Here is a 17,425-nt window from a genome sequence, read left to right on the forward strand (position 1 = left end):
ACCGCACCGTAGGGTGGGTGGTTCCCGCGCCCCTCAGGCGCGGGGTTCACCCACCCCCGCCGGCGCTTCCACAGTCTTCGCCCGCAGCGCGATCATCGATCCCGCCGCCACGATCAGCACCATCCCCGCCACCGCAAGCGGTGCCAGCCCCGTCCCCCAAAGTGCCCATGTCCAGAACGCCGACGCCGGCAGGATCACATATTCCAGCACCGAAGCGCGGCTCGCATCGGTGATCTGATAGGCCCGTATCATCGTGGCCACCCCCAGAAGCGACCCCGCTGCCTGCACAAAGGTCCAGAAGTAGAACTCGCCCGACGGCCAGACCGGCCCGCGTTGCAGGAACCCCGCGGTCCCTTCCGGCACCACCATGGGCGCAACGGTCAGCACCGCCATCCCCACCGCCCCGATCAGCCCCAGCGCCACGAAGAACCCGCCGACAAGCGTCCCTGCACTCTCCTCGGCGCACCATTCGCGCGTTGCGATATTGCCCATCGCATACAGCGCCCCCGCCAGCACCGGCAGCACCGCAGGCAGTGACGCGCCCGTCATCGCCTCGGGGCCGAGCACAAGGATGACCCCCGCAAACCCTGTCACCACCGCCAAAATCTGCACCGGCCCGAACCGCTGGCCGTAAGCAAAGCGCGAGATCAGCAGCACCCAGATCGGCGCGGTGAACAGCCCCGCCGCGACCAGCGCCACATCGAGGAACGCCAGCGCCCCGAAATAGATCACCATCGCGCAGCCGTGGATCGCCGACCGCGCCACCACCGCCCGCAGGTTCACCGGACGCAAGCGCAGCCCCAAAGGCACCGCCGCAACCCCGAGGATGACCATCGCCATGCAGGTCCGCGTAAAGTGGAACTGCCAAAGCCCCGCCTCGGCCGCGATCACCCGCACGTAGTTGTCGGTAAAGCCGATGATCATGGCATAGACCAGTATCAGCCCCGCCGCAGCCAGCGTCCTGTCGGGATTCGTCATCGCTTCGCCTTTCAAACTCTCGCAATCCCGATGAAGCCTGCTAACCTCGCCCATGCCTGTCTGAAAGCGACAAGGCGCGGGTCATATCGGGGGGATTATCATAATGGGTTGGCTGGCCGACGAAACGGGTCTGGAAAAATGCGCGGCGAATTACACGCCCCTCACGCCGCTGTCGTTTCTGAAACGTGCCGCCGATATCCACGCCGACCGCACCGCCGTGGTGTGGAAATCGACCCGTCTGACCTATGCCCAATACGCCGCCCGCGTCTCGCGCCTCGCCTCGGCCCTTGCCCGCCACGGCATCGCCCCCGGTGACGTGGTCGCCACCCTGATCCCCAACATCCCGCAGCAGGCCGAAGCACATTTCGGCGTCCCCGCCGCAGGCGCTGTTCTCAACACCATCAACACCCGCCTCGACCCCGACACGGTCGCCTATATCTTCGCCCACGCAGGCGCCAGAATCGTGCTTTGCGACACCGCTTTCCTGCCCCTCGCGGAAGACGCGATCAAACGGATGGAAGGCCCCGCCCCGCAGATCGTCGAGGTGGTCGATCACGGCTTTGCCGCATCCGGCCATTACCTCACCTACGAAGCCCTGCTGTCCCAGGGCGACCCCGACGCGCCATGGACCCTGCCCGATGACGAATGGGAATCCATCGCGATCAACTACACCTCGGGCACCACAGGCCGGCCCAAGGGCGTGGTCTACCACCACCGCGGCGCCTACCTGTCGGCCACGGCCAATATCCTGTCATGGCGCATGGTGCTGTTCCCCGTCTACCTGACAATCGTTCCCCTGTTCCATTGCAACGGCTGGACCCACACCTGGATGGTCCCCATCCTTGGCGGCACGCTGGTATGCTGCCGCGACATCACCGCGAAAGCCATCTATGACGCCATCGCCGACGAAGGCGTCACCCATTTCGGCGGCGCACCCATCGTGCTGAACACCATGATCAACGCCCCCGAATCCGACCGCCGCCCCTTCGCCCACACGGTCGAGGTCTTTACCGCAGGCGCACCGCCCCCCGCCGCCACCCTTGCAGCCTTCGAACCCCTCGGCTTCAACGTGACGCAAGTCTACGGCCTGACCGAGACCTACGGCCCGGCCACCGAATGCACATGGAAACCCGACTGGGACGACACCACCGACCGCGCCGCACTCAAGGCCCGCACCGGTGTCGCCATGCCGATGCTCGAAGGGGCCGAAGTGCATGACACCCACGGCCACCCCGTCCCGCGTGACGGCCAGCACCTTGGCGAAATCGCCATGCGTGGCAATATGGTGATGAAAGGCTACTACAAGAACCCGACCGCCACGCGCGAGGCGTTCAAGGGCGGCTGGTTCCGGTCAGGCGACATCGCCTTCCAGCACACCGATGGCTACATCAAGATCACCGACCGCGCCAAAGACATCATCATTTCCGGCGGCGAAAACGTGTCCTCGGTCGAGGTCGAAGGCGCCCTCATGCACCACCCCGCCGTTTCGCTCTGCGCCGTGGTCGCCAAGCCCGACGACAAATGGGGCGAGGTGCCTTGCGCCTTCGTCGAACTCAAGGCCGGACAGACCGCGACCGAGGCCGACCTGATCGCCCATTGCCGCACCCGCCTCGCCGGGTTCAAAACCCCCAAACACATCGTCTTTGCCGAGCTGCCCAAAACCTCGACCGGCAAGATCCAGAAGTTCGAACTCCGCGCCGTAGCCAAGCTGATCGGCCAACCCTGACCGATCAGCCCAGACCTTAAGTCCTAACCCTCAGTCCTGACTGTCCAGCCAGTCGCGGAACTCGGCCACCACCTCGGGGTCGCTGTCGACCATGTATTGCGGCGCGGGGTAGTGCCCCTTGTGAACGTCGCTCGCAAAAGCCGTCATCGCCCTCACCCGCATCTCTTGCAGACGGGCGTGTTCGGCGGCGAAATCGGCGTAAACCTTGGCATGGCGCGGCACGCGGCCCTTGGTCTGGCCCAGCACGTCGTCGGTGAACAGATATTGCGCATGCCCGCCCGGCCCCGCCCCCATCGAAATCAGGAACAATCCGGTCTTTTCGGCAATCGCATCGGTGATCGAATGCGGCACCACCTCGATCTCGACCGCAAAAGCCCCCGCCTCCTCCAGCGCCTTGCACTGGCGGTAGACCAGTTGCGCCGTCTCAAGCGTCTTGCCCACCGCCTTGAACCCGCCGGTCCATGTGGCCTTTGACGGGATCAGCCCGACATGCCCGCAGACCGGCAAGCCGTGGTCGGCCATCGCCCGCACCGTCGCAAGCGAGCCTGAGCAATAGAACCCGTCCGCCCCGTTCTTGAACAAGGGAAAGGCCCAGCGCAGGAAATCGGCCGTATCCCCGATCTCGTAGAAATTATCCCCCGGAAAGGCGAAAGCGGTGGGGGCAACCTCGCGGAAACGGCGGTCCATGATCATCGCAGGCGGCACCGACAGCAATTCTACCCCAGCCCGCTCGGCGGCCTCGGCCTCGTCCAGCGTCTCGACCCGCAGCATGGCGAACTGGTGCTTGCCCCGCGCATCCAGCAGATCGCGCACCGTCAGACGTTTGCCCATCACGGCACCTCGATGAAAACGTCGTCGCCCTCGACCTTGGTGGCAAAGGTCTTCAGGTTCACGCAGACCGGCGCACGCTTGGCCTCTCCGGTGCGATAGTCGAACTGCCCGTTGTGCTTGGGACATTCAATCAGATGCCCCATCACCAGCCCGTCGCAAAGATGCACGTTTTCATGCGTGCACAGCCCCGCCGTGGCGTAAAACTTTCCCTCGGGCGAATGATACAGCGCATAACTCGCCCCGCCATGATCGAAGCGGATCAGGTCTTCCTCATCGATATCATCGGTGGCGCAGGCACGAACCCATTGTGGCATCTGTCTTTTCCTTATTCGGCAGGAATGGCTTGGCCCAAAGCGGCCACGTGGAAATCGGTCCGGTAAGGCTTGGCCCCCGCAGGCAGGTCGCGGTGCAGGAAATACTCCTCGCTCCCCAACTGCCGCTTCAGCGCGGGCCACATCTCGCGGAACGCTTGCAAGATCGAGGTGTTCGGCGCGGGCAGGTCATGCTTGATCACCTCATGCAGGCGCGGCAGCGCGTGATAGGGCACCATCGGGAACATGTGATGCTCCACATGGTAATTCATGTTCCAGTAGATGAAGCGCGACACGGGGTTCATGTAAACCGTCCGGCTGTTCAGACGGTGGTCGATCACATTGTCCGCCAGCCCGCCATGCTGCAACAGCCCCGTCATGATGTGATGCCACGCGCCATACATGCGCGGCAGCCCCACCACCATCAAAGGCAGGACCGACTGCGTGTAAACCGCCAGCCCCAACGTCACGGCATAAATCACGGTGTAGACAATCGCCACCCGCCGCACCTTGCCCCACTCCGATTGCGGCACGAACGTCCGCTCCTCGGCGGTCGGCCCCGAAACCGCATTGCGGATCATGCGGGGAAAGAACCCGATCACATCCGGCACGCCAAAGAACGCAAGGACCAGCTTGGCAAAGGCGGGCGGGCGCATGATCGCAATCTCGGGGTCGCGCCCGACGATATAGGTGTCGGTGTGGTGGCGCGCATGGCTCCAGCGCCACGTCGCCGAATTCCGCATGATCATGAAGGACGCGATCTGGTAGACCACATCGTTCATCCACGGTGTCTTGAACGCCGTCCCGTGCCCGCACTCATGCCAGCGCGAGTCGGAAGCCGACCCGTAAAGCACGCCGTAAGCCAGCCAGAACGGCACGCACCACCACGTTCCCCACAGCGCAATGCCCCCCGCCGCAAAGCCGATCATGCAGCCGTATAGCAGGATCGTGTCCCGGATCGCGGGGGCATCGCTGCGCGCCATCAACTCTTTCATCACCTTGCGCGGCACCTCGGTGTGGTACCACTCGGCGGCAGCAAGGCCGGTTTCCACCGCCCGCGCGCCATCGGGGCCAAGCAGGCTGTAATCACGTTTGCTCATCTCTTCCTCCTCCGCTCGGAACCGGCGCCTCGGTCACCAACCCCGCGCCTGTCTTAGAACAATCATTCCACCGCCGTGTAGAGGAAATGCTGGACGCCCGCATATTTTCATCATAACTCTGCATGATACTGACGAAAAAACATCAAGGCAAATGATGGCGAAACGTCCCGGAATGGCCACCCTCGCGGCGGCGGCAGGTGTCTCTGTCGCTACCGTCGACCGTTTGCTCAACGGGCGCGAACAGGTGTCCGCCGCCACGCGCACCGCCGTGCTCGAAGCGGCGCTCAGGCTTGGCCACCCCGCAGCCGCCCGCCTGACCGGGGCATCCGGCCAAGACGCGCCCCGCACCATCCGCTTCGGCGTTTTGCTGCACAAACAGGGGCAAGAATTCTACCAGAACATGGCGCGCGAAATGCGAACAGCCGTCAGCCGCCTTCCGGCGGTCAACGGCAAACTCGATCTAGAATTCTCGGCCAGCCAAGCCCCGAGCGAGGTCGCAAGCCTGCTGCGCGCCATGGGCAACCGCTGCGACGTGATCGCCGCCACCGCCGTCAACCACCCCGAAATAACCGCCGCCGTGGACGAGTTGAAACAGCGCGGCATCCCCGTCTTCTCGCTTCTGTCCGATTTCGCCCAAGGCATCCGCGCGGGCTATGTCGGGCTCAACAACCTCAAGGTCGGGCGCACGGCGGCATGGATGATTTCCCTTTCCGCACGCGGTGCCGGCAAGGTCGCGATCTTCGTCGGCGGCACACGCTGGCACGGCCACGACCTGCGCGAAACCGGCTTTCGCGCCTATCTGCGCGAAGAACGCCCCGACCTCGAGGTGCTCGAATCGATCGTCAACCTCGAAACCCGCCAACTGACCTTTGAGACCACGCTTGCCCTCTTGCGCAAACACCCCGACCTGCGCGGCATCTACGTCGCAGGCGGCGGGATGGAGGGGGCAATCGCCGCCCTGAAGCAATCGCGCACGCCGGGCGATGTCGCACTTGTGGTCAACGAACTCACCACCGATTCGCGCTCGGGCCTCGCGCAGGGCTGGGTCACGCTGGTCGATGCCACACCCCTTCCCGACCTGTGCCACGAAGTCCTCGGCATGATGGTGCGCGCCATGCGCGACGGGGGCGCTGCAAATGCAGGGCAGGTGTTCTTGCCGGTCAACCTGCACGTGGCCGAATCCCTCTGACGCTTTGCCGCAACAGATTGGCAGGCCCTTCTGACGAAATATCGTCATAGCCCGACGATTCCCCGATGAATCTTCGGCTTTCCTCCCTGCCCTCCCAAATAGCGCTTTGATGGAATGAAAGTTCCACTATGCCTGTCCTGCGGCATGTCCGAACCACAGCCGCCCCGAACGGCCACCCCGACGACCAAGGACCCTTGCAGAATGCTTCCCTTCGCCCTTAACCACATGACCACCCCCGCCTCGGATGGGAGCCATTCCTCGATCTGGCCAAATCGCTCGGCTGCGTCGGCGTCGAATTCCGCAACGATTTTCCCACCCCGCTCTTTGACGGTGCCGCCCCGGCCACCGTGGGCGCCGCGGTCAAATCCCGTGGCCTGCGCTTCCTCGCACTGGCCGAGGTCAAGATGTTCAACGACTGGTCCGACGCCAAACGCGCCGAGGCCGAAGCCCTGATGCAGATCGCCGTCGCCGCAGGGGCCGAAGCCATCAGCCTGATCCCGCGCAACGATGGCGTGGCGACCGACCGTGCGGAAAGCCGCAATGTTACGGAAACGGCGCTGCGCGAACTGCTGCCCATGCTCAAATCCCACGGCCTGAAAGCCATGGTCGAACCCCTTGGTTTCGCCGTCTGCTCGCTGCGCTACAAGGACGTTCTGGCCGATGCGATCCATGCCGTGGGCGGGGTTGGCACCTACTTCATGGTGCATGACACCTTCCACCACGCGCTGGCCGGTTTCGGTGCTATATTCCCCGACCTGACGGGAATCGTCCACGTCTCGGGCGTCAAGGACATGATCCCGCTCGACGACATGCGCGACCCGCACCGCGTGCTCGTCGATGCCGACGATGTGCTGGGCAACGTCGCCCAGATCCGTGCCCTTCGCGCCGCCGGATATACCGGCCCGATCAGCTATGAACCTTTCGCCCCTTCGGTCCACGCGCTGGCCGATGCGAAAGCGCCGCTTGCGGCCTCGATGCAATTCATCCGCAACGGCGTTGCCGCCTGAGTGGAGGGAATACCGCCCCGAAGCGGGCGGTCCGGCAGGGAGAAAAGGTGTGCCGGACACCGACATGTGGAGGAGAGACCCAATGAAAAAGACCCTTATGATCGCCGGTTTCGCTGCCCTGATGGGTACCAGCGCGATGGCTGACGGCATCGGCGTTTCGATGGCCAAGTTCGACGACAACTTCCTGACCGTCCTTCGCAACGGCATTCAGGCGCAGGCCGATGCCGCCGGCCTTTCGGTCCAGATCGAAGATGCGGGCAATGACGTTGCCAAGCAGCTCGACCAGATCAACAACTTCATCGCGTCGGGCGTCACCTCGATCATCGTGAACCCGGTCGACACCTCGGCCACGCAGGCGATGTCTGACGCTGCCGCCGCCGCAGGCGTGCCGCTGGTCTACGTCAACCGCCAGCCAGTCAACGTCGACACCCTGCCCGACAATCAGGCTTTCGTCGCCTCGAACGAAGAAGAGTCGGGCACGCTGGAAACCATCGCCATGTGCGACAACTGGGCAGCCGAAGGCAAAACCGAAGTCAACGTCTACGTCATGCAGGGCGAGCTGTCGAACCAGGCCGCCGTGCAGCGCACCAAAGACATCTACGACGTGATCGAAGCGGGCAAGTGCAAGGTCAAGGTCAACGTGATCGACCAGCAGACCGCCAACTGGAGCCGCGACGAAGCCACCAACCTGATGACCAACTGGCTCTCGACCGGCGCAGCCTTCGATGGCGTCATCGCCAACAACGACGAAATGGCCCTCGGCGCGATCCAGGCGATCAAGGCCGCCGGCATCGACATGGCGACCGTCCAGATCGGCGGCGTGGATGCGACCCAAGACGCGCTTGCCGCGATGCAGGCGGGCGACCTCGACGTGACCGTGTTCCAGAACGCCGCCGGTCAGGGCGCAGGCGCACTCGACGCCGCGACCAAACTCGCCGCAGGCGAAGCGGTCGAGCAAAAGGTCTATATCCCGTTCGAACTGGTCATTCCGGCCAACCTGGCCGATTACGCCGCCAAGAACTGATCCCGACAGATCACGGGGGCGGCGCGCACAGCGCCGCCCTTTTATCTTGCCGCGCGGGGCAGCGCAGGCAGATGATGCAAAATCCAGATGACAAAGGGAGGGGAGCCCGTGTCCCAGACGACACATGGCCTTGGCGGCCTGAAATACGATCCGGCCAAGCGGACCAGACCGCAAGAGATGAACGTCTTCATCGCCCTGCTCGTCATCATCGCGGCTTTCGAAATCCTTGGCCGCGTGCTGATGGGCGACAGCTTCCTGTTCAACACCCGCGACAACATCGACACGCTGTTCAACGAACAGCGCCTGCAGATCATCATCCTGCAAGTCTCGATCGTCGGCATCATCGCGCTTGGCGTGACCCAAGTCATCATCTCGGGCGGGATCGACCTGTCGTCGGGTTCCATCGTCGGCCTGACCGCCATGGTCACCATGAGCTTCGCGCAAGTCGCCCTCGTCAACGGCAACCCCAACCCCAAGGCCATCTTCGGCGACTGGGCGATGGACCTGCCGGTGATCGTGCCCCTCGTTGTCGGCCTCGGCTGCGGGCTTGCGGCGGGCTTCGTCAACGGCGCGCTGATCGCCTATACCCGCATCCCGCCCTTCATCGCCACGCTCGGCATGATGGTGACCGCACGCGGCGCGTCCAAATGGTGGTCCAAGGGCAACCCGATCTCGTTCCCGACCGAAGCTTACGCCGAAATCGGCAAGGGCATGATGCCCGTGGTGATCTTCGTCGTGCTGGCGATCCTGTTCCACTGCATCATGACCTACACGAAATACGGCAAACACTGCTACGCCATCGGCTCGAACGAGGCTGCGGCCCGCATGTCGGGCATCAACACCGAACACCACAAGGTGCTGGTCTATGTCATCGCAGGTGGCCTCGCCGCGCTCGCCGCCGTGGTGCTGTCGTCGAAAAACCTGACCGCACAGGCGGGCATGGGCGTGATGTACGAACTCGACGCCATCGCCATGGCCGTGATCGGCGGCGTGTCGCTCCAAGGCGGGCGCGGCTCGATCCTCGGCACCTGCCTCGGCGCGCTGATCTTCGGCGTCATCATCTCGGGGTTCACCTTCCTGAAGCTCGACGCCTACTATCAGGAAATGGTCAAAGGCATCATCATCGTCGCCGCCGTCGTGCTTGACCAATGGCGGCAAAAGGGACGGGCGCGGGGATAATGGCAATGGATGATATCGTTCTCGAAACCCGTGGCCTGACCAAACGCTACGGCGGCGTGCACGCGCTGGAAGACGCCAACTTCATCCTGCGGCGCGGCGAACACGTCGCCGTCGTGGGCGACAACGGCGCAGGCAAATCCACCTTCGTGCGCCAGATCACCGCCGTCGAACAGAAATCGGCGGGCCAAGTGTTCTTCGACGGGCGCGAGGTGAATTTCGAAGGCCCGCTGCAAGCCCGCGAAGCCGGCATCGAAACCGTGTTCCAGACCCTCGCGCTTGCCGATGACCTCGACGTGCCCTCGAACCTGTTTCTGGGGCGCGAGCTGTTCAAGTTCCGCCTCGGCCCGTTCAGCATCCTCGACCGCAAGGCGATGCGCGAACGCACGCTCGAAGCGCTCAAGACCACGGCGGTGAAAATCCCCAACGTCGACAACCCGATCCGCAACATGTCGGGCGGCCAGCGCCAATGCGTGTCCATCGCCCGCACGGCCGCTTTCGCCAGCAAGCTGGTCATCATGGACGAACCGACCGCCGCCTTGGGCGTGCAGGAAACCGCACAGGTCGAAAACATCATCCGCGGGCTGAAAGAACGCGAGGTGCCACTGATCCTGATCTCGCACAACCTGCGTCAGGTCTTCGACCTTGTGGACCGCATCGTGGTCTTCCGGCGCGGCCGCATCGTCGCCAGCCTGAACAAGGACGAAACCGACGGCAACGACATCGTCAGCTACATCACCGGCGTCAAGGGCGCCGATGCCGCCGCCTGACCCGCGAAACAAAAGGGGGGCCACAGCCCCCCTTGCCCCCCAATTCCCCTCAAACGTGCCGCGTCAGCCCACCGTCGACGCGCAGGCTTTGCCCCGTCACATAGCTGCTGTCATCGGTCAAAAGGAACGCCGCCGCCTTGGCCTGTTCCGCGACCGTCCCGATCCGCTTCATCGCCGCCAACTCGCCGTATTTCGCCACGTCCAGACTGTCGGTGAACCCCGGCAACAGGCAATTCATCCTGATGTTCTTCGGCCCGTAACGGTCGGCATACATCTTGGCGAAAGCCGACACCCCCGCGCGGTAGACGCAAGACGCCGGAAACCACAGCGAAGGCTCGAACGCCGCATAGGTCGTGACGTTCACGATGGACCCGCCCCCCTGCGCCTCCATCGCGGGCGTCACCAGCCGCGCCATCCGCACCACGGATTTGACGATCATGTCATTGGCCAGATCCCAGTTCTCGTCGGTGATCTCCAGCAAATCCCCTTTCGGCGGGTGCCCGGTATGGTTCAACACCGCATCGATCCGCCCGTAAGACGCCATCGCCAGATCGACGATCCCCTTCAGGTCGGCCTCGCTCTGCGCCACACCGCGCCGCGCCACGCCGCCCAGTTCCGCCGCCAGCACCTCGCAGCTTTCCGATGGCGACATCAGCGCCACACGGTAGCCCCGCGCGTGCATCTCGCGCGCTACGGCGGCCCCGATCCCGCGCCCGCCCCCTGTGACCAGACAAACCTTCTGCATGCGACGCCTCCCAAATACTGCGCCGCCACCTTGCCCGCCGCATCGCCTGAAAGCCAGAGCCTAGCCCTGCAAGACCCGCTGCATCTTCCGTGCAAGCTGTTCAAGGCTATAGGGCTTGGTCAACAGCTCGACCCCCGGATCGACCATGCCGTTATGCACGATCGCATTGGCGGTATAGCCCGTGGTGTAGATCACCCGCAGATCGGGCTGCACCCGCAGCGCAGCTTCCGCCAGCATCCGGCCCGACATTCCGGGCATCACCACATCGGTGAACAAAAGGGTGAACCGCGTCCCCGCCTCCATCATCCGCAGCGCCGCATAGCCCGAAGCGGCCTCCTCGACCGTATAGCCAAGCTCGCGCAGGATACCGACCGCAATCTCGCGCACCGCATCGTCATCCTCGACCACCAGCACCGAAACCGAAGGCCGCCCCATCGGCACCTCGGCATCCAGCACCACATCGGCCCTGACCTCGCCCTCGCCGTAATGCCGCGCAAGGTAGATCTTGATCGTCGTGCCCTGCCCCGGTTCGCTGTAGATCTTGATATGCCCGCCCGATTGCTTGACGAAGCCATAAACCTGGCTCAGCCCCAGCCCCGTGCCCTTGCCCGCGTCCTTCGTGGTGAAGAACGGATCGAACGCCCGTTCCATCACCTTGCGCGTCATCCCCACCCCTGCGTCCGACACCGCAAGCAGCACGTATTGCCCCGGCGTCACCTCGTCATGCGCGGAGGCATAGGCATCGTCGAGAAAGGCATTCATCGTCTCGATGGTCAGCTTGCCGCCGTCGGGCATCGCATCGCGGGCATTGATCGCCAGATTGACCAGCGCGTTCTCGACCTGCCCCTTGTCGACCCGCGTGCGCCACAACCCGCCCCCCAGCGCCAACTCCAGCCGCACCGTCTCGCCAAGCGACCGGCGCAGCAATTCATCCAACCCGCGCACCAGCGCGTTCATATCCGCGACCTCGGGCGTCAACGGCTGCTTGCGCGAAAACGCCAGCAACCGCTGCGTCAGCCCCGCCGCCCGCCCCGCCCCTTCAAGCGCCCCGTCGAGGAACTGCACCACATCCGTATCGCCCCGCTCGAGCCTGCGCTTGGCGACATGCAGACTGCCCATGATGATGGCGAGCATATTGTTGAAATCATGCGCCACCCCGCCCGAAAGCTGGCCGATCGCCTCCATCTTCTGCCCTTGGCGCGCCTGCGCCTCGGCCCCGACCCGCGCTTCGGTTTCGGCCAGAAGCCGCTGGTTCGCCTCGGTCAGCTCCCGCGTCCGCAGCGCCACACGCTCCTCCAGATGCCGGTTCGCCAGTGTCAGCGCGGCCCGCGCCTCGGTCGCGCTGTCCAACGCCGAGCGCAAGGCGTGCAGCAGCCAGACGATCATCCCCGAAACCGCAAGGAACAGCGAAAGCCCGATCCAAGCCGACAGGCTTTGCGGCAAGAACTCGGCATTGGAATCGACAGCAAACGGTGCCGCCAGAACCGCCGACAGACCCACGGCAAGCACGCTCGCCAGCGGCCGCGCCAGCACGGCAATCATCAGAATCACGGGATAAAATGTCGCATAAGGATAGCCAACCAGCACATCCCCCAGCACCACCCGCGCCGCATATCCGGCTAGCGGAAGCCCCACAGCCAGACCGAAAACCTGCCAATTGCGCGATCTTACAGGTTCAATACCGGGAAACATGCCGCGCCTATTCCCAAATTTGCCAAATATGCCTCCACCCTGCACCGCAAACTGGCGCAAGGGCAACACAATCATTTTGAAATAATTCATGCCAGACGCAGCGTCCGCCGATCCCGATCTCCAACCGGACCGGCCAGCGGGCAACTTGCCCCGACCCATACCTTCGATAGGCCCGCAAACCGGCTCACCACACGCAATGCCTTGATCCAAAGCAAGTTTTCCCCGCCGCCCTGCCGGTTTCCATACCAATGGCGGCCCGTCCGGCGCAGGCCATCCCTATAGCCAGATGTCTGACCCGCCCAAAATTCGCCATATTCCAACCCGAGGCTTTGGCTAAGGCATAGGAAGAACGGTCATGACCGCATCGACACTCTGGTCCGACGCTCCCAAGAACCGCTACGCCGCCGAGCGTTCGGGCCTCGCCGCCAATCGTGCCGCGCCCGACGCCCACGCCGCCCGCCGCCACACCACCGCCCTTGCCGCCGGCATCTTCCTTGCGGTGAATCTGGTCGTCCTCGTCACCCTGACCCCGACCCTGATCGACACGCTGTCTTCGATCGTCACCCTGACGGACGTAAGCTCCCCCCGTTTCTGACGTCCCGTCGCGCGACAAGCAGCGGCAGCATCAGCACACACGACCCCGCCTTCGACGCAATCGCGCAGCGCCGATATAGCTGACGGCGGAACACCTTGGCCGCCTGCAGCACAAGCCCTGCCACCCGCCCGATAGACGTCGTCAAAGATCCGCACAGGATCATCAGCGCCACGTCACCCTGCCTTGGCCACAGCGCGACCCCCATCGCCGCGATCGGCCCCGCTCCCCGGCGCCCCCACCCCCGGCGCCCGCGCCCCTCTTGGCGATGCCTCGCCCCGCATCCCGCCGCAGCCCGTGATAACCGCTTTGGGGTATATACCCCCATAAACAGCACTCCCGCCTTCATTCCGGCAGGTCACAGTGGTATACCCGATCCAGCCAAACCCACAGGTTCCCCATGCGCCTCGCCCTGCTGCAAGCCCCCTCGCCCGCCGCCGATGACGAAGCCGCCTTCGCCACCCTTGCCGCGGCGCTGAACGCGGCGGGCGCGATGGGGGCCGCAACCCTGACCGCGCCGGAAATCTACCTTCCGGGTTACAACCAGCCCGACATCCCCGCCCGCGCCCAACCGCGCGGCGGTGCGTGGCACCAGCGCCTCGCCACCCTCTGCCGCGCAGCAGGCTGCGGCATCGTCATCGGTTACGCCGAACGCGCCGGAGAGCGCGTCTACAATTCGGCCATCGCCATCGACGCGGCAGGCCGCGAAATCGCCCATTACCGCAAACTGCAACTCTACGGCCCGCGTGAAAACGCGATCTACACCGTCGGCGACGCCTATACCCTGTTCAACCTGCACGGCCGCACCGCAGCACTCCTCATCTGCTACGATGTGGAATTCGCCCCCCATATCGCAGCCCTCGCCGACAGGGGCGCGTCTCTCATCCTGTGCCCAACCGCCAACATGCTGCCCTATACCCATGTCGCCCGCGTCACCGTCCCTGCCATGGCGGTGAACCACGCCGTGACCATCGCCTACGCCAACTTCTGCGGCAGCGAAGGCGACCTTGATTATGCGGGCGGCTCGGTCATTGCCGGTCCCGATGGCGAAATCATCGCACAGGCGGGTGCACACCCCGCCCTGCTGGTGGTCGACCTGCCCGCCGCCTACGATCCCGCCCGCATGTCCACCCAAGCCCGCGACCTGCGAAGCCTGTGATGCCCAAGGACACCGCCACCCGCTACGACATCCTGTTCGAACCCGTCCGCATCGGCCCCAAGACCGCCAAGAACCGCTTCTACCAAGTCCCCCATTGCAACGGCGGCGGCTACCGCGACCCCTCCGCCGTGGCCGAAATGCGCCGGACCAAGGCCGAAGGCGGCTGGGGCGTGATTTTCACCGAACAGACCGAAATCCACCCCACATCGGAAATCACCCCCTTCATCGAACAGCACCTGTGGGACGACCGCGACATTCCCGCGCTCGCAAAGATGGCTGACGCGATGAAATCCCACGGCGCGCTTGCGGGCATCCAGCTTGCCTATTCCGGCATCAACGGCCCCAACCTCTATAGCCGCGAAACCCCCCTCGCCGTATCGGGCGGCCCCATCCTCACCTTCACCTCCGACCCCGTGCAGGCCCGCACCATGGACCGCGAGGATATCCGCAACCTCCGCCGCTGGTTCCGCAACGCCTTTCGTCGCAGCCAACAGGCGGGCTTCGACATCATCTGCCTCTACGGCGCCCACGGCTTCGGCATCCTGCAACACTTCCTGTCGCGCGCCACCAACCACCGCACCGACGAATACGGCGGCAGCTTGGAAAACCGCGCCCGCTTCCTGCGCGAAATCATCGAAGACGCCCGCGATGAAACGCGCGGCGAACTCGCCCTGTCGCTGCGCCTTTCCCTGCACGAGGCGGGCACCTTCGGCTTCTCCAATGCAGAACTGCGCGATTTCATCGAAATGCACGGATCGCTCCCCGACATCTGGGATTTGGCGCATGGCACATGGGAGGCCTGCTCCGGCACATCCCGCTTCAAACCCGAAGGCGCACAGGAAGACCTGATCGCGGGCATCAAATCCCTGACCCCGCGCCCCGTCGTCGGCGTCGGCCGCTTCACGTCACCCGACGCAATGGTCCGCCAGATCCGCGCAGGCCTCCTCGATTTCATCGGCGCTGCCCGCCCCTCCATCGCCGATCCCTTCCTTCCGCTAAAGGTGCAAGAAGGCCGCATCGACGACATCCGCGAATGTATCGGCTGCAACATCTGCGTCAGCGGAGACATGACAGGCGGCATTTCCCGCTGCACCCAGAACACAGCCTTCATGGAAGAATGGCGCAAAGGCTGGCACCCTGAACGCCCCCGCCCCAAAGGCCCCTCGCAAACCGTGCTGATCGTCGGCGCAGGCCCCGCAGGGCTGGAAGCAGCCCACGCCGCCGCCAAACGCGGCTACACCGTCACCCTTGCCGAAGCGTCGGAAACCATGGGCGGCCGCGTGATCCGCGAAAGCGCCCTCCCCGGCCTGTCGGCATGGCGCCGCGTCGCCGATTACCGGCTCGGCCAACTGCGCCAGATGCCGAACGTATCGCTCTACCCCGCCAGCCGCCTGACCCCCGAAGACCTGCTGACCTTTGGTGCCCAGCACATCGCCATAGCCACGGGCGCGCACTGGCGCCGCGATGCCGTCGCCCGCCTGCACCTGCACCCCATCCCCACCGACCCCGCCATGCCCGTCTTCACCCCCGACGACCTGATGGCCGGTCACCTGCCCAAAGGCCGCGTGGCGCTCTACGATGACGACCATTTTTACATGGGCTCGGTCCTTGCCGAACTCCTCGTCGCCAAAGGCTGCACGGTCGACTACATCACCCCCGCCACGAAAGTGGCCGAATGGAGCGAAAACACCCTCGAACAAGCCACCATCCAGCGCCGCCTGATGGAACTCGGCGTGACCCTGCACCTGTCCAAAGCGCCCGAAGCACTCCACGCCGACCACCTGACCCTCGGCTGCACATGGACAGGCCGCAACGCCCCCCTGCCCGCCGACGCCGTGCTGATGGTCACCTCCCGCATCCCCGATGACAGGCTCTACCACGCCACCCGCGCCCTGAACTGGCAATCCGCAGGCATCCGCACGCTCGAACGGATCGGAGACGCCGCCGCCCCCGCCCCCATCGCATGGGCCACCTATGCCGGTCGCCGCTACGCCGAAGGCCTCGACGCCCCCGACACAGGCGACGCCCTGCCCTTCCGCCGCGAAATCGCAGCCCTGTCAGACGCCCCCCGCCTCACACCCTGACGCCCCCCAAACCCCCACCCCGACCCTCCCCCACAAAGGGGGAGGGAGCCGTGAACCGTCCACCGCTGCCCTTTCCGCTCGGGCAGGAAAAGCGCGGCGTCACCTTCCCTTGGCCATCCGTGCCCGAATCGATGGAAAAACCGAAGGGCCACCCAAATGGGATATCCGGAACAAGACCGCTTCCCCGTCCCCCTCGTTCAAACCCTCTCGGGGGCAAGGCGCGGCACCTGCCGTGGGGGGTGGGGGGGGCGGAAAGCCCCCCGCCTTCAGCCGATCAGAATGACCAACCACGCCACCCCGCCCGCCAGCGCCGTCAGCGCCACGGCGGCAGACCCGCAATCCTTGGCGCGCTTCGCACGGGGGTCGATCTCGGTCGAGATGTAATCCACCACCTCCTCGACCGCCGTGTTCATCACCTCGGCCGCCAGCACCAGCAGCCCCAACGCAAGAATCAGCGCCCGCTCTCCCGCCGTCTTCTCAAGCCCCGCCGAGACGACTCCATTGCCGCGTCCCGAAAAACCTCCAATTCCCCCGAGGATCTCCGGAACAAAACAAAGCGCACACAGACCGCTTCCCCGTCCCCCTCGTTCAAACCCCCTCGGGGGCAAGGCGCGGCACCTGCCGTGGGGGTGGGGGGGCGGAAAGCCCCCCGCCTTCAGCCGATCAGAATGACCAACCACGCCACCCCGCCCGCCAGCGCCGTCAGCGCCACGGCGGCAGACCCGCAATCCTTGGCGCGCTTCGCACGGGGGTCGATCTCGGTCGAGATGTAATCCACCACCTCCTCGACCGCCGTGTTCATCACCTCGGCCGCCAGCACCAGCAGCCCCAACGCAAGAATCAGCGCCCGCTCTCCCGCCGTCAGCTCAAGCACCAGCGCAAGCACCGCCGACACGACATTCACCAGCGTCCATTGCCGCAGCGATTTCTCCCGCGCAAATGCCGCGCGCCAGCCGTCGAGCGACCAAAGACAGGTCTTCCCGATCCGCCGCGCTTCGGCCCCGACCCATGCCAACATCACGAACCCCCATCCGACCTGCC

At 64.8% G+C, this 17,425-nt stretch carries 17 protein-coding genes; 9 read left to right on the top strand and 8 right to left on the bottom strand.

Annotated elements, in window-relative coordinates; genetic code table 11:
• Window positions 1–33: 33 nt before the first annotated feature.
• The gene (locus tag HYN69_RS12910) at window positions 34–978 is read right to left on the bottom strand and encodes a DMT family transporter (RefSeq protein WP_108436105.1); all 945 of its coding nucleotides are present in this window, start codon (window positions 976–978) and stop codon (window positions 34–36) included.
• Between the two features lie 103 nt (window positions 979–1,081).
• Here HYN69_RS12910 and HYN69_RS12915 point away from each other — a divergent pair, with 103 nt between their 5' ends.
• Window positions 1,082–2,704: an AMP-binding protein gene (locus HYN69_RS12915; protein ID WP_108436106.1), complete on the top strand. Its 1,623-nt coding sequence runs from the start codon at window positions 1,082–1,084 to the stop codon at window positions 2,702–2,704.
• Between the two features lie 30 nt (window positions 2,705–2,734).
• On the opposite strand, the gene HYN69_RS12920 is transcribed toward HYN69_RS12915, so the two are convergent.
• The 3 genes from HYN69_RS12920 to HYN69_RS12930 are packed head-to-tail and all read right to left on the bottom strand — an operon-like array spanning window position 2,735 to window position 4,946.
• Window positions 2,735–3,535: a 3-methyl-2-oxobutanoate hydroxymethyltransferase gene (locus tag HYN69_RS12920; protein ID WP_216824604.1), complete on the bottom strand. Its 801-nt coding sequence runs from the start codon at window positions 3,533–3,535 to the stop codon at window positions 2,735–2,737.
• A complete protein-coding gene (locus HYN69_RS12925; protein ID WP_108436108.1) occupies window positions 3,535–3,849 on the bottom strand; it encodes a MocE family 2Fe-2S type ferredoxin in 315 nt (104 codons plus the stop codon). The genes HYN69_RS12920 and HYN69_RS12925 overlap by 1 nt, the downstream gene beginning before the upstream one ends.
• Before the next feature lie 11 nt (window positions 3,850–3,860).
• Window positions 3,861–4,946 (bottom strand): fatty acid desaturase family protein, encoded by a 1,086-nt coding sequence (locus HYN69_RS12930; protein WP_108436109.1) that lies wholly within the window; start codon window positions 4,944–4,946, stop codon window positions 3,861–3,863.
• Between the two features lie 151 nt (window positions 4,947–5,097).
• Here HYN69_RS12930 and HYN69_RS12935 point away from each other — a divergent pair, with 151 nt between their 5' ends.
• From HYN69_RS12935 to HYN69_RS12955, 5 genes are all read left to right on the top strand, one after another.
• Window positions 5,098–6,135 carry a LacI family DNA-binding transcriptional regulator gene (locus HYN69_RS12935; RefSeq protein WP_230426400.1) on the top strand — a complete coding sequence of 346 codons (1,038 nt, stop codon included), beginning with the start codon at window positions 5,098–5,100 and terminating at the stop codon, window positions 6,133–6,135.
• Between the two features lie 263 nt (window positions 6,136–6,398).
• A complete protein-coding gene (locus HYN69_RS12940) occupies window positions 6,399–7,142 on the top strand; it encodes a TIM barrel protein (RefSeq protein WP_216824689.1) in 744 nt (247 codons plus the stop codon).
• Window positions 7,143–7,224: 82 nt separating this feature from the next.
• Window positions 7,225–8,166 (top strand): substrate-binding domain-containing protein, encoded by a 942-nt coding sequence (locus HYN69_RS12945; RefSeq protein ID WP_108436110.1) that lies wholly within the window; start codon window positions 7,225–7,227, stop codon window positions 8,164–8,166.
• 108 nt (window positions 8,167–8,274) lie between these two features.
• Window positions 8,275–9,345: an ABC transporter permease gene (locus HYN69_RS12950; RefSeq protein ID WP_108437197.1), complete on the top strand. Its 1,071-nt coding sequence runs from the start codon at window positions 8,275–8,277 to the stop codon at window positions 9,343–9,345.
• A gap of 5 nt (window positions 9,346–9,350) precedes the next feature.
• Entirely contained in the window at window positions 9,351–10,112 is a 762-nt protein-coding gene (locus tag HYN69_RS12955; RefSeq protein ID WP_108437198.1) for an ATP-binding cassette domain-containing protein, read from the top strand.
• Between the two features lie 49 nt (window positions 10,113–10,161).
• Here HYN69_RS12955 and HYN69_RS12960 read toward each other — a convergent pair whose 3' ends face one another.
• Together HYN69_RS12960 and HYN69_RS12965 are read right to left on the bottom strand one after the other, a co-directional pair.
• Entirely contained in the window at window positions 10,162–10,857 is a 696-nt protein-coding gene (locus tag HYN69_RS12960; RefSeq protein WP_108436111.1) for an SDR family oxidoreductase, read from the bottom strand.
• A 60-nt stretch (window positions 10,858–10,917) separates the two neighbouring features.
• Window positions 10,918–12,549: an ATP-binding protein gene (locus HYN69_RS12965; RefSeq protein ID WP_216824606.1), complete on the bottom strand. Its 1,632-nt coding sequence runs from the start codon at window positions 12,547–12,549 to the stop codon at window positions 10,918–10,920.
• Window positions 12,550–12,904: 355 nt separating this feature from the next.
• On the opposite strand from HYN69_RS12965, the gene HYN69_RS20630 reads away from it, so the two are divergent.
• The 3 genes from HYN69_RS20630 to HYN69_RS12980 all read left to right on the top strand — a co-directional run bounded on the left by HYN69_RS20630 (window position 12,905) and on the right by HYN69_RS12980 (window position 16,384).
• Window positions 12,905–13,144 (top strand): hypothetical protein, encoded by a 240-nt coding sequence (locus HYN69_RS20630; RefSeq protein WP_159082463.1) that lies wholly within the window; start codon window positions 12,905–12,907, stop codon window positions 13,142–13,144.
• Between the two features lie 397 nt (window positions 13,145–13,541).
• Window positions 13,542–14,300: a nitrilase-related carbon-nitrogen hydrolase gene (locus tag HYN69_RS12975; protein ID WP_108436113.1), complete on the top strand. Its 759-nt coding sequence runs from the start codon at window positions 13,542–13,544 to the stop codon at window positions 14,298–14,300.
• Window positions 14,300–16,384, top strand: a complete 2,085-nt coding sequence (locus HYN69_RS12980) for an oxidoreductase (RefSeq protein WP_108436114.1) — start codon at window positions 14,300–14,302, stop codon at window positions 16,382–16,384. The genes HYN69_RS12975 and HYN69_RS12980 overlap by 1 nt, the downstream gene beginning before the upstream one ends.
• 266 nt (window positions 16,385–16,650) lie before the next feature.
• Here HYN69_RS12980 and HYN69_RS21475 read toward each other — a convergent pair whose 3' ends face one another.
• Both HYN69_RS21475 and HYN69_RS12990 read right to left on the bottom strand, forming a co-directional pair.
• Window positions 16,651–16,827: a diacylglycerol kinase gene (locus HYN69_RS21475; RefSeq protein ID WP_230426401.1), complete on the bottom strand. Its 177-nt coding sequence runs from the start codon at window positions 16,825–16,827 to the stop codon at window positions 16,651–16,653.
• 212 nt (window positions 16,828–17,039) lie between these two features.
• The gene (locus HYN69_RS12990; RefSeq protein ID WP_108436116.1) at window positions 17,040–17,402 is read right to left on the bottom strand and encodes a diacylglycerol kinase; all 363 of its coding nucleotides are present in this window, start codon (window positions 17,400–17,402) and stop codon (window positions 17,040–17,042) included.
• Between the last annotated feature and the right edge of the window lie 23 nt (window positions 17,403–17,425).

The organism is Gemmobacter aquarius (assembly GCF_003060865.1).
Classification (GTDB): domain Bacteria; phylum Pseudomonadota; class Alphaproteobacteria; order Rhodobacterales; family Rhodobacteraceae; genus Paragemmobacter; species Paragemmobacter aquarius.

Coding starts and splice junctions, on each gene's coding strand:
- HYN69_RS12920 (WP_216824604.1), bottom strand. CDS start 3,535: ATGGGCAAACGTCTGACGGTGCGCGATCTGCTGGATGCGCGGGGCAAG.
- HYN69_RS12965 (WP_216824606.1), bottom strand. CDS start 12,549: ATGTTTCCCGGTATTGAACCTGTAAGATCGCGCAATTGGCAGGTTTTC.
- HYN69_RS12960 (WP_108436111.1), bottom strand. CDS start 10,857: ATGCAGAAGGTTTGTCTGGTCACAGGGGGCGGGCGCGGGATCGGGGCC.
- HYN69_RS12990 (WP_108436116.1), bottom strand. CDS start 17,402: ATGTTGGCATGGGTCGGGGCCGAAGCGCGGCGGATCGGGAAGACCTGT.
- HYN69_RS12925 (WP_108436108.1), bottom strand. CDS start 3,849: ATGCCACAATGGGTTCGTGCCTGCGCCACCGATGATATCGATGAGGAA.
- HYN69_RS12980 (WP_108436114.1), top strand. CDS start 14,300: ATGCCCAAGGACACCGCCACCCGCTACGACATCCTGTTCGAACCCGTC.
- HYN69_RS12915 (WP_108436106.1), top strand. CDS start 1,082: ATGGGTTGGCTGGCCGACGAAACGGGTCTGGAAAAATGCGCGGCGAAT.
- HYN69_RS12930 (WP_108436109.1), bottom strand. CDS start 4,946: ATGAGCAAACGTGATTACAGCCTGCTTGGCCCCGATGGCGCGCGGGCG.
- HYN69_RS20630 (WP_159082463.1), top strand. CDS start 12,905: ATGACCGCATCGACACTCTGGTCCGACGCTCCCAAGAACCGCTACGCC.
- HYN69_RS12935 (WP_230426400.1), top strand. CDS start 5,098: ATGATGGCGAAACGTCCCGGAATGGCCACCCTCGCGGCGGCGGCAGGT.
- HYN69_RS12975 (WP_108436113.1), top strand. CDS start 13,542: ATGCGCCTCGCCCTGCTGCAAGCCCCCTCGCCCGCCGCCGATGACGAA.
- HYN69_RS12955 (WP_108437198.1), top strand. CDS start 9,351: ATGGATGATATCGTTCTCGAAACCCGTGGCCTGACCAAACGCTACGGC.
- HYN69_RS12910 (WP_108436105.1), bottom strand. CDS start 978: ATGACGAATCCCGACAGGACGCTGGCTGCGGCGGGGCTGATACTGGTC.
- HYN69_RS12945 (WP_108436110.1), top strand. CDS start 7,225: ATGAAAAAGACCCTTATGATCGCCGGTTTCGCTGCCCTGATGGGTACC.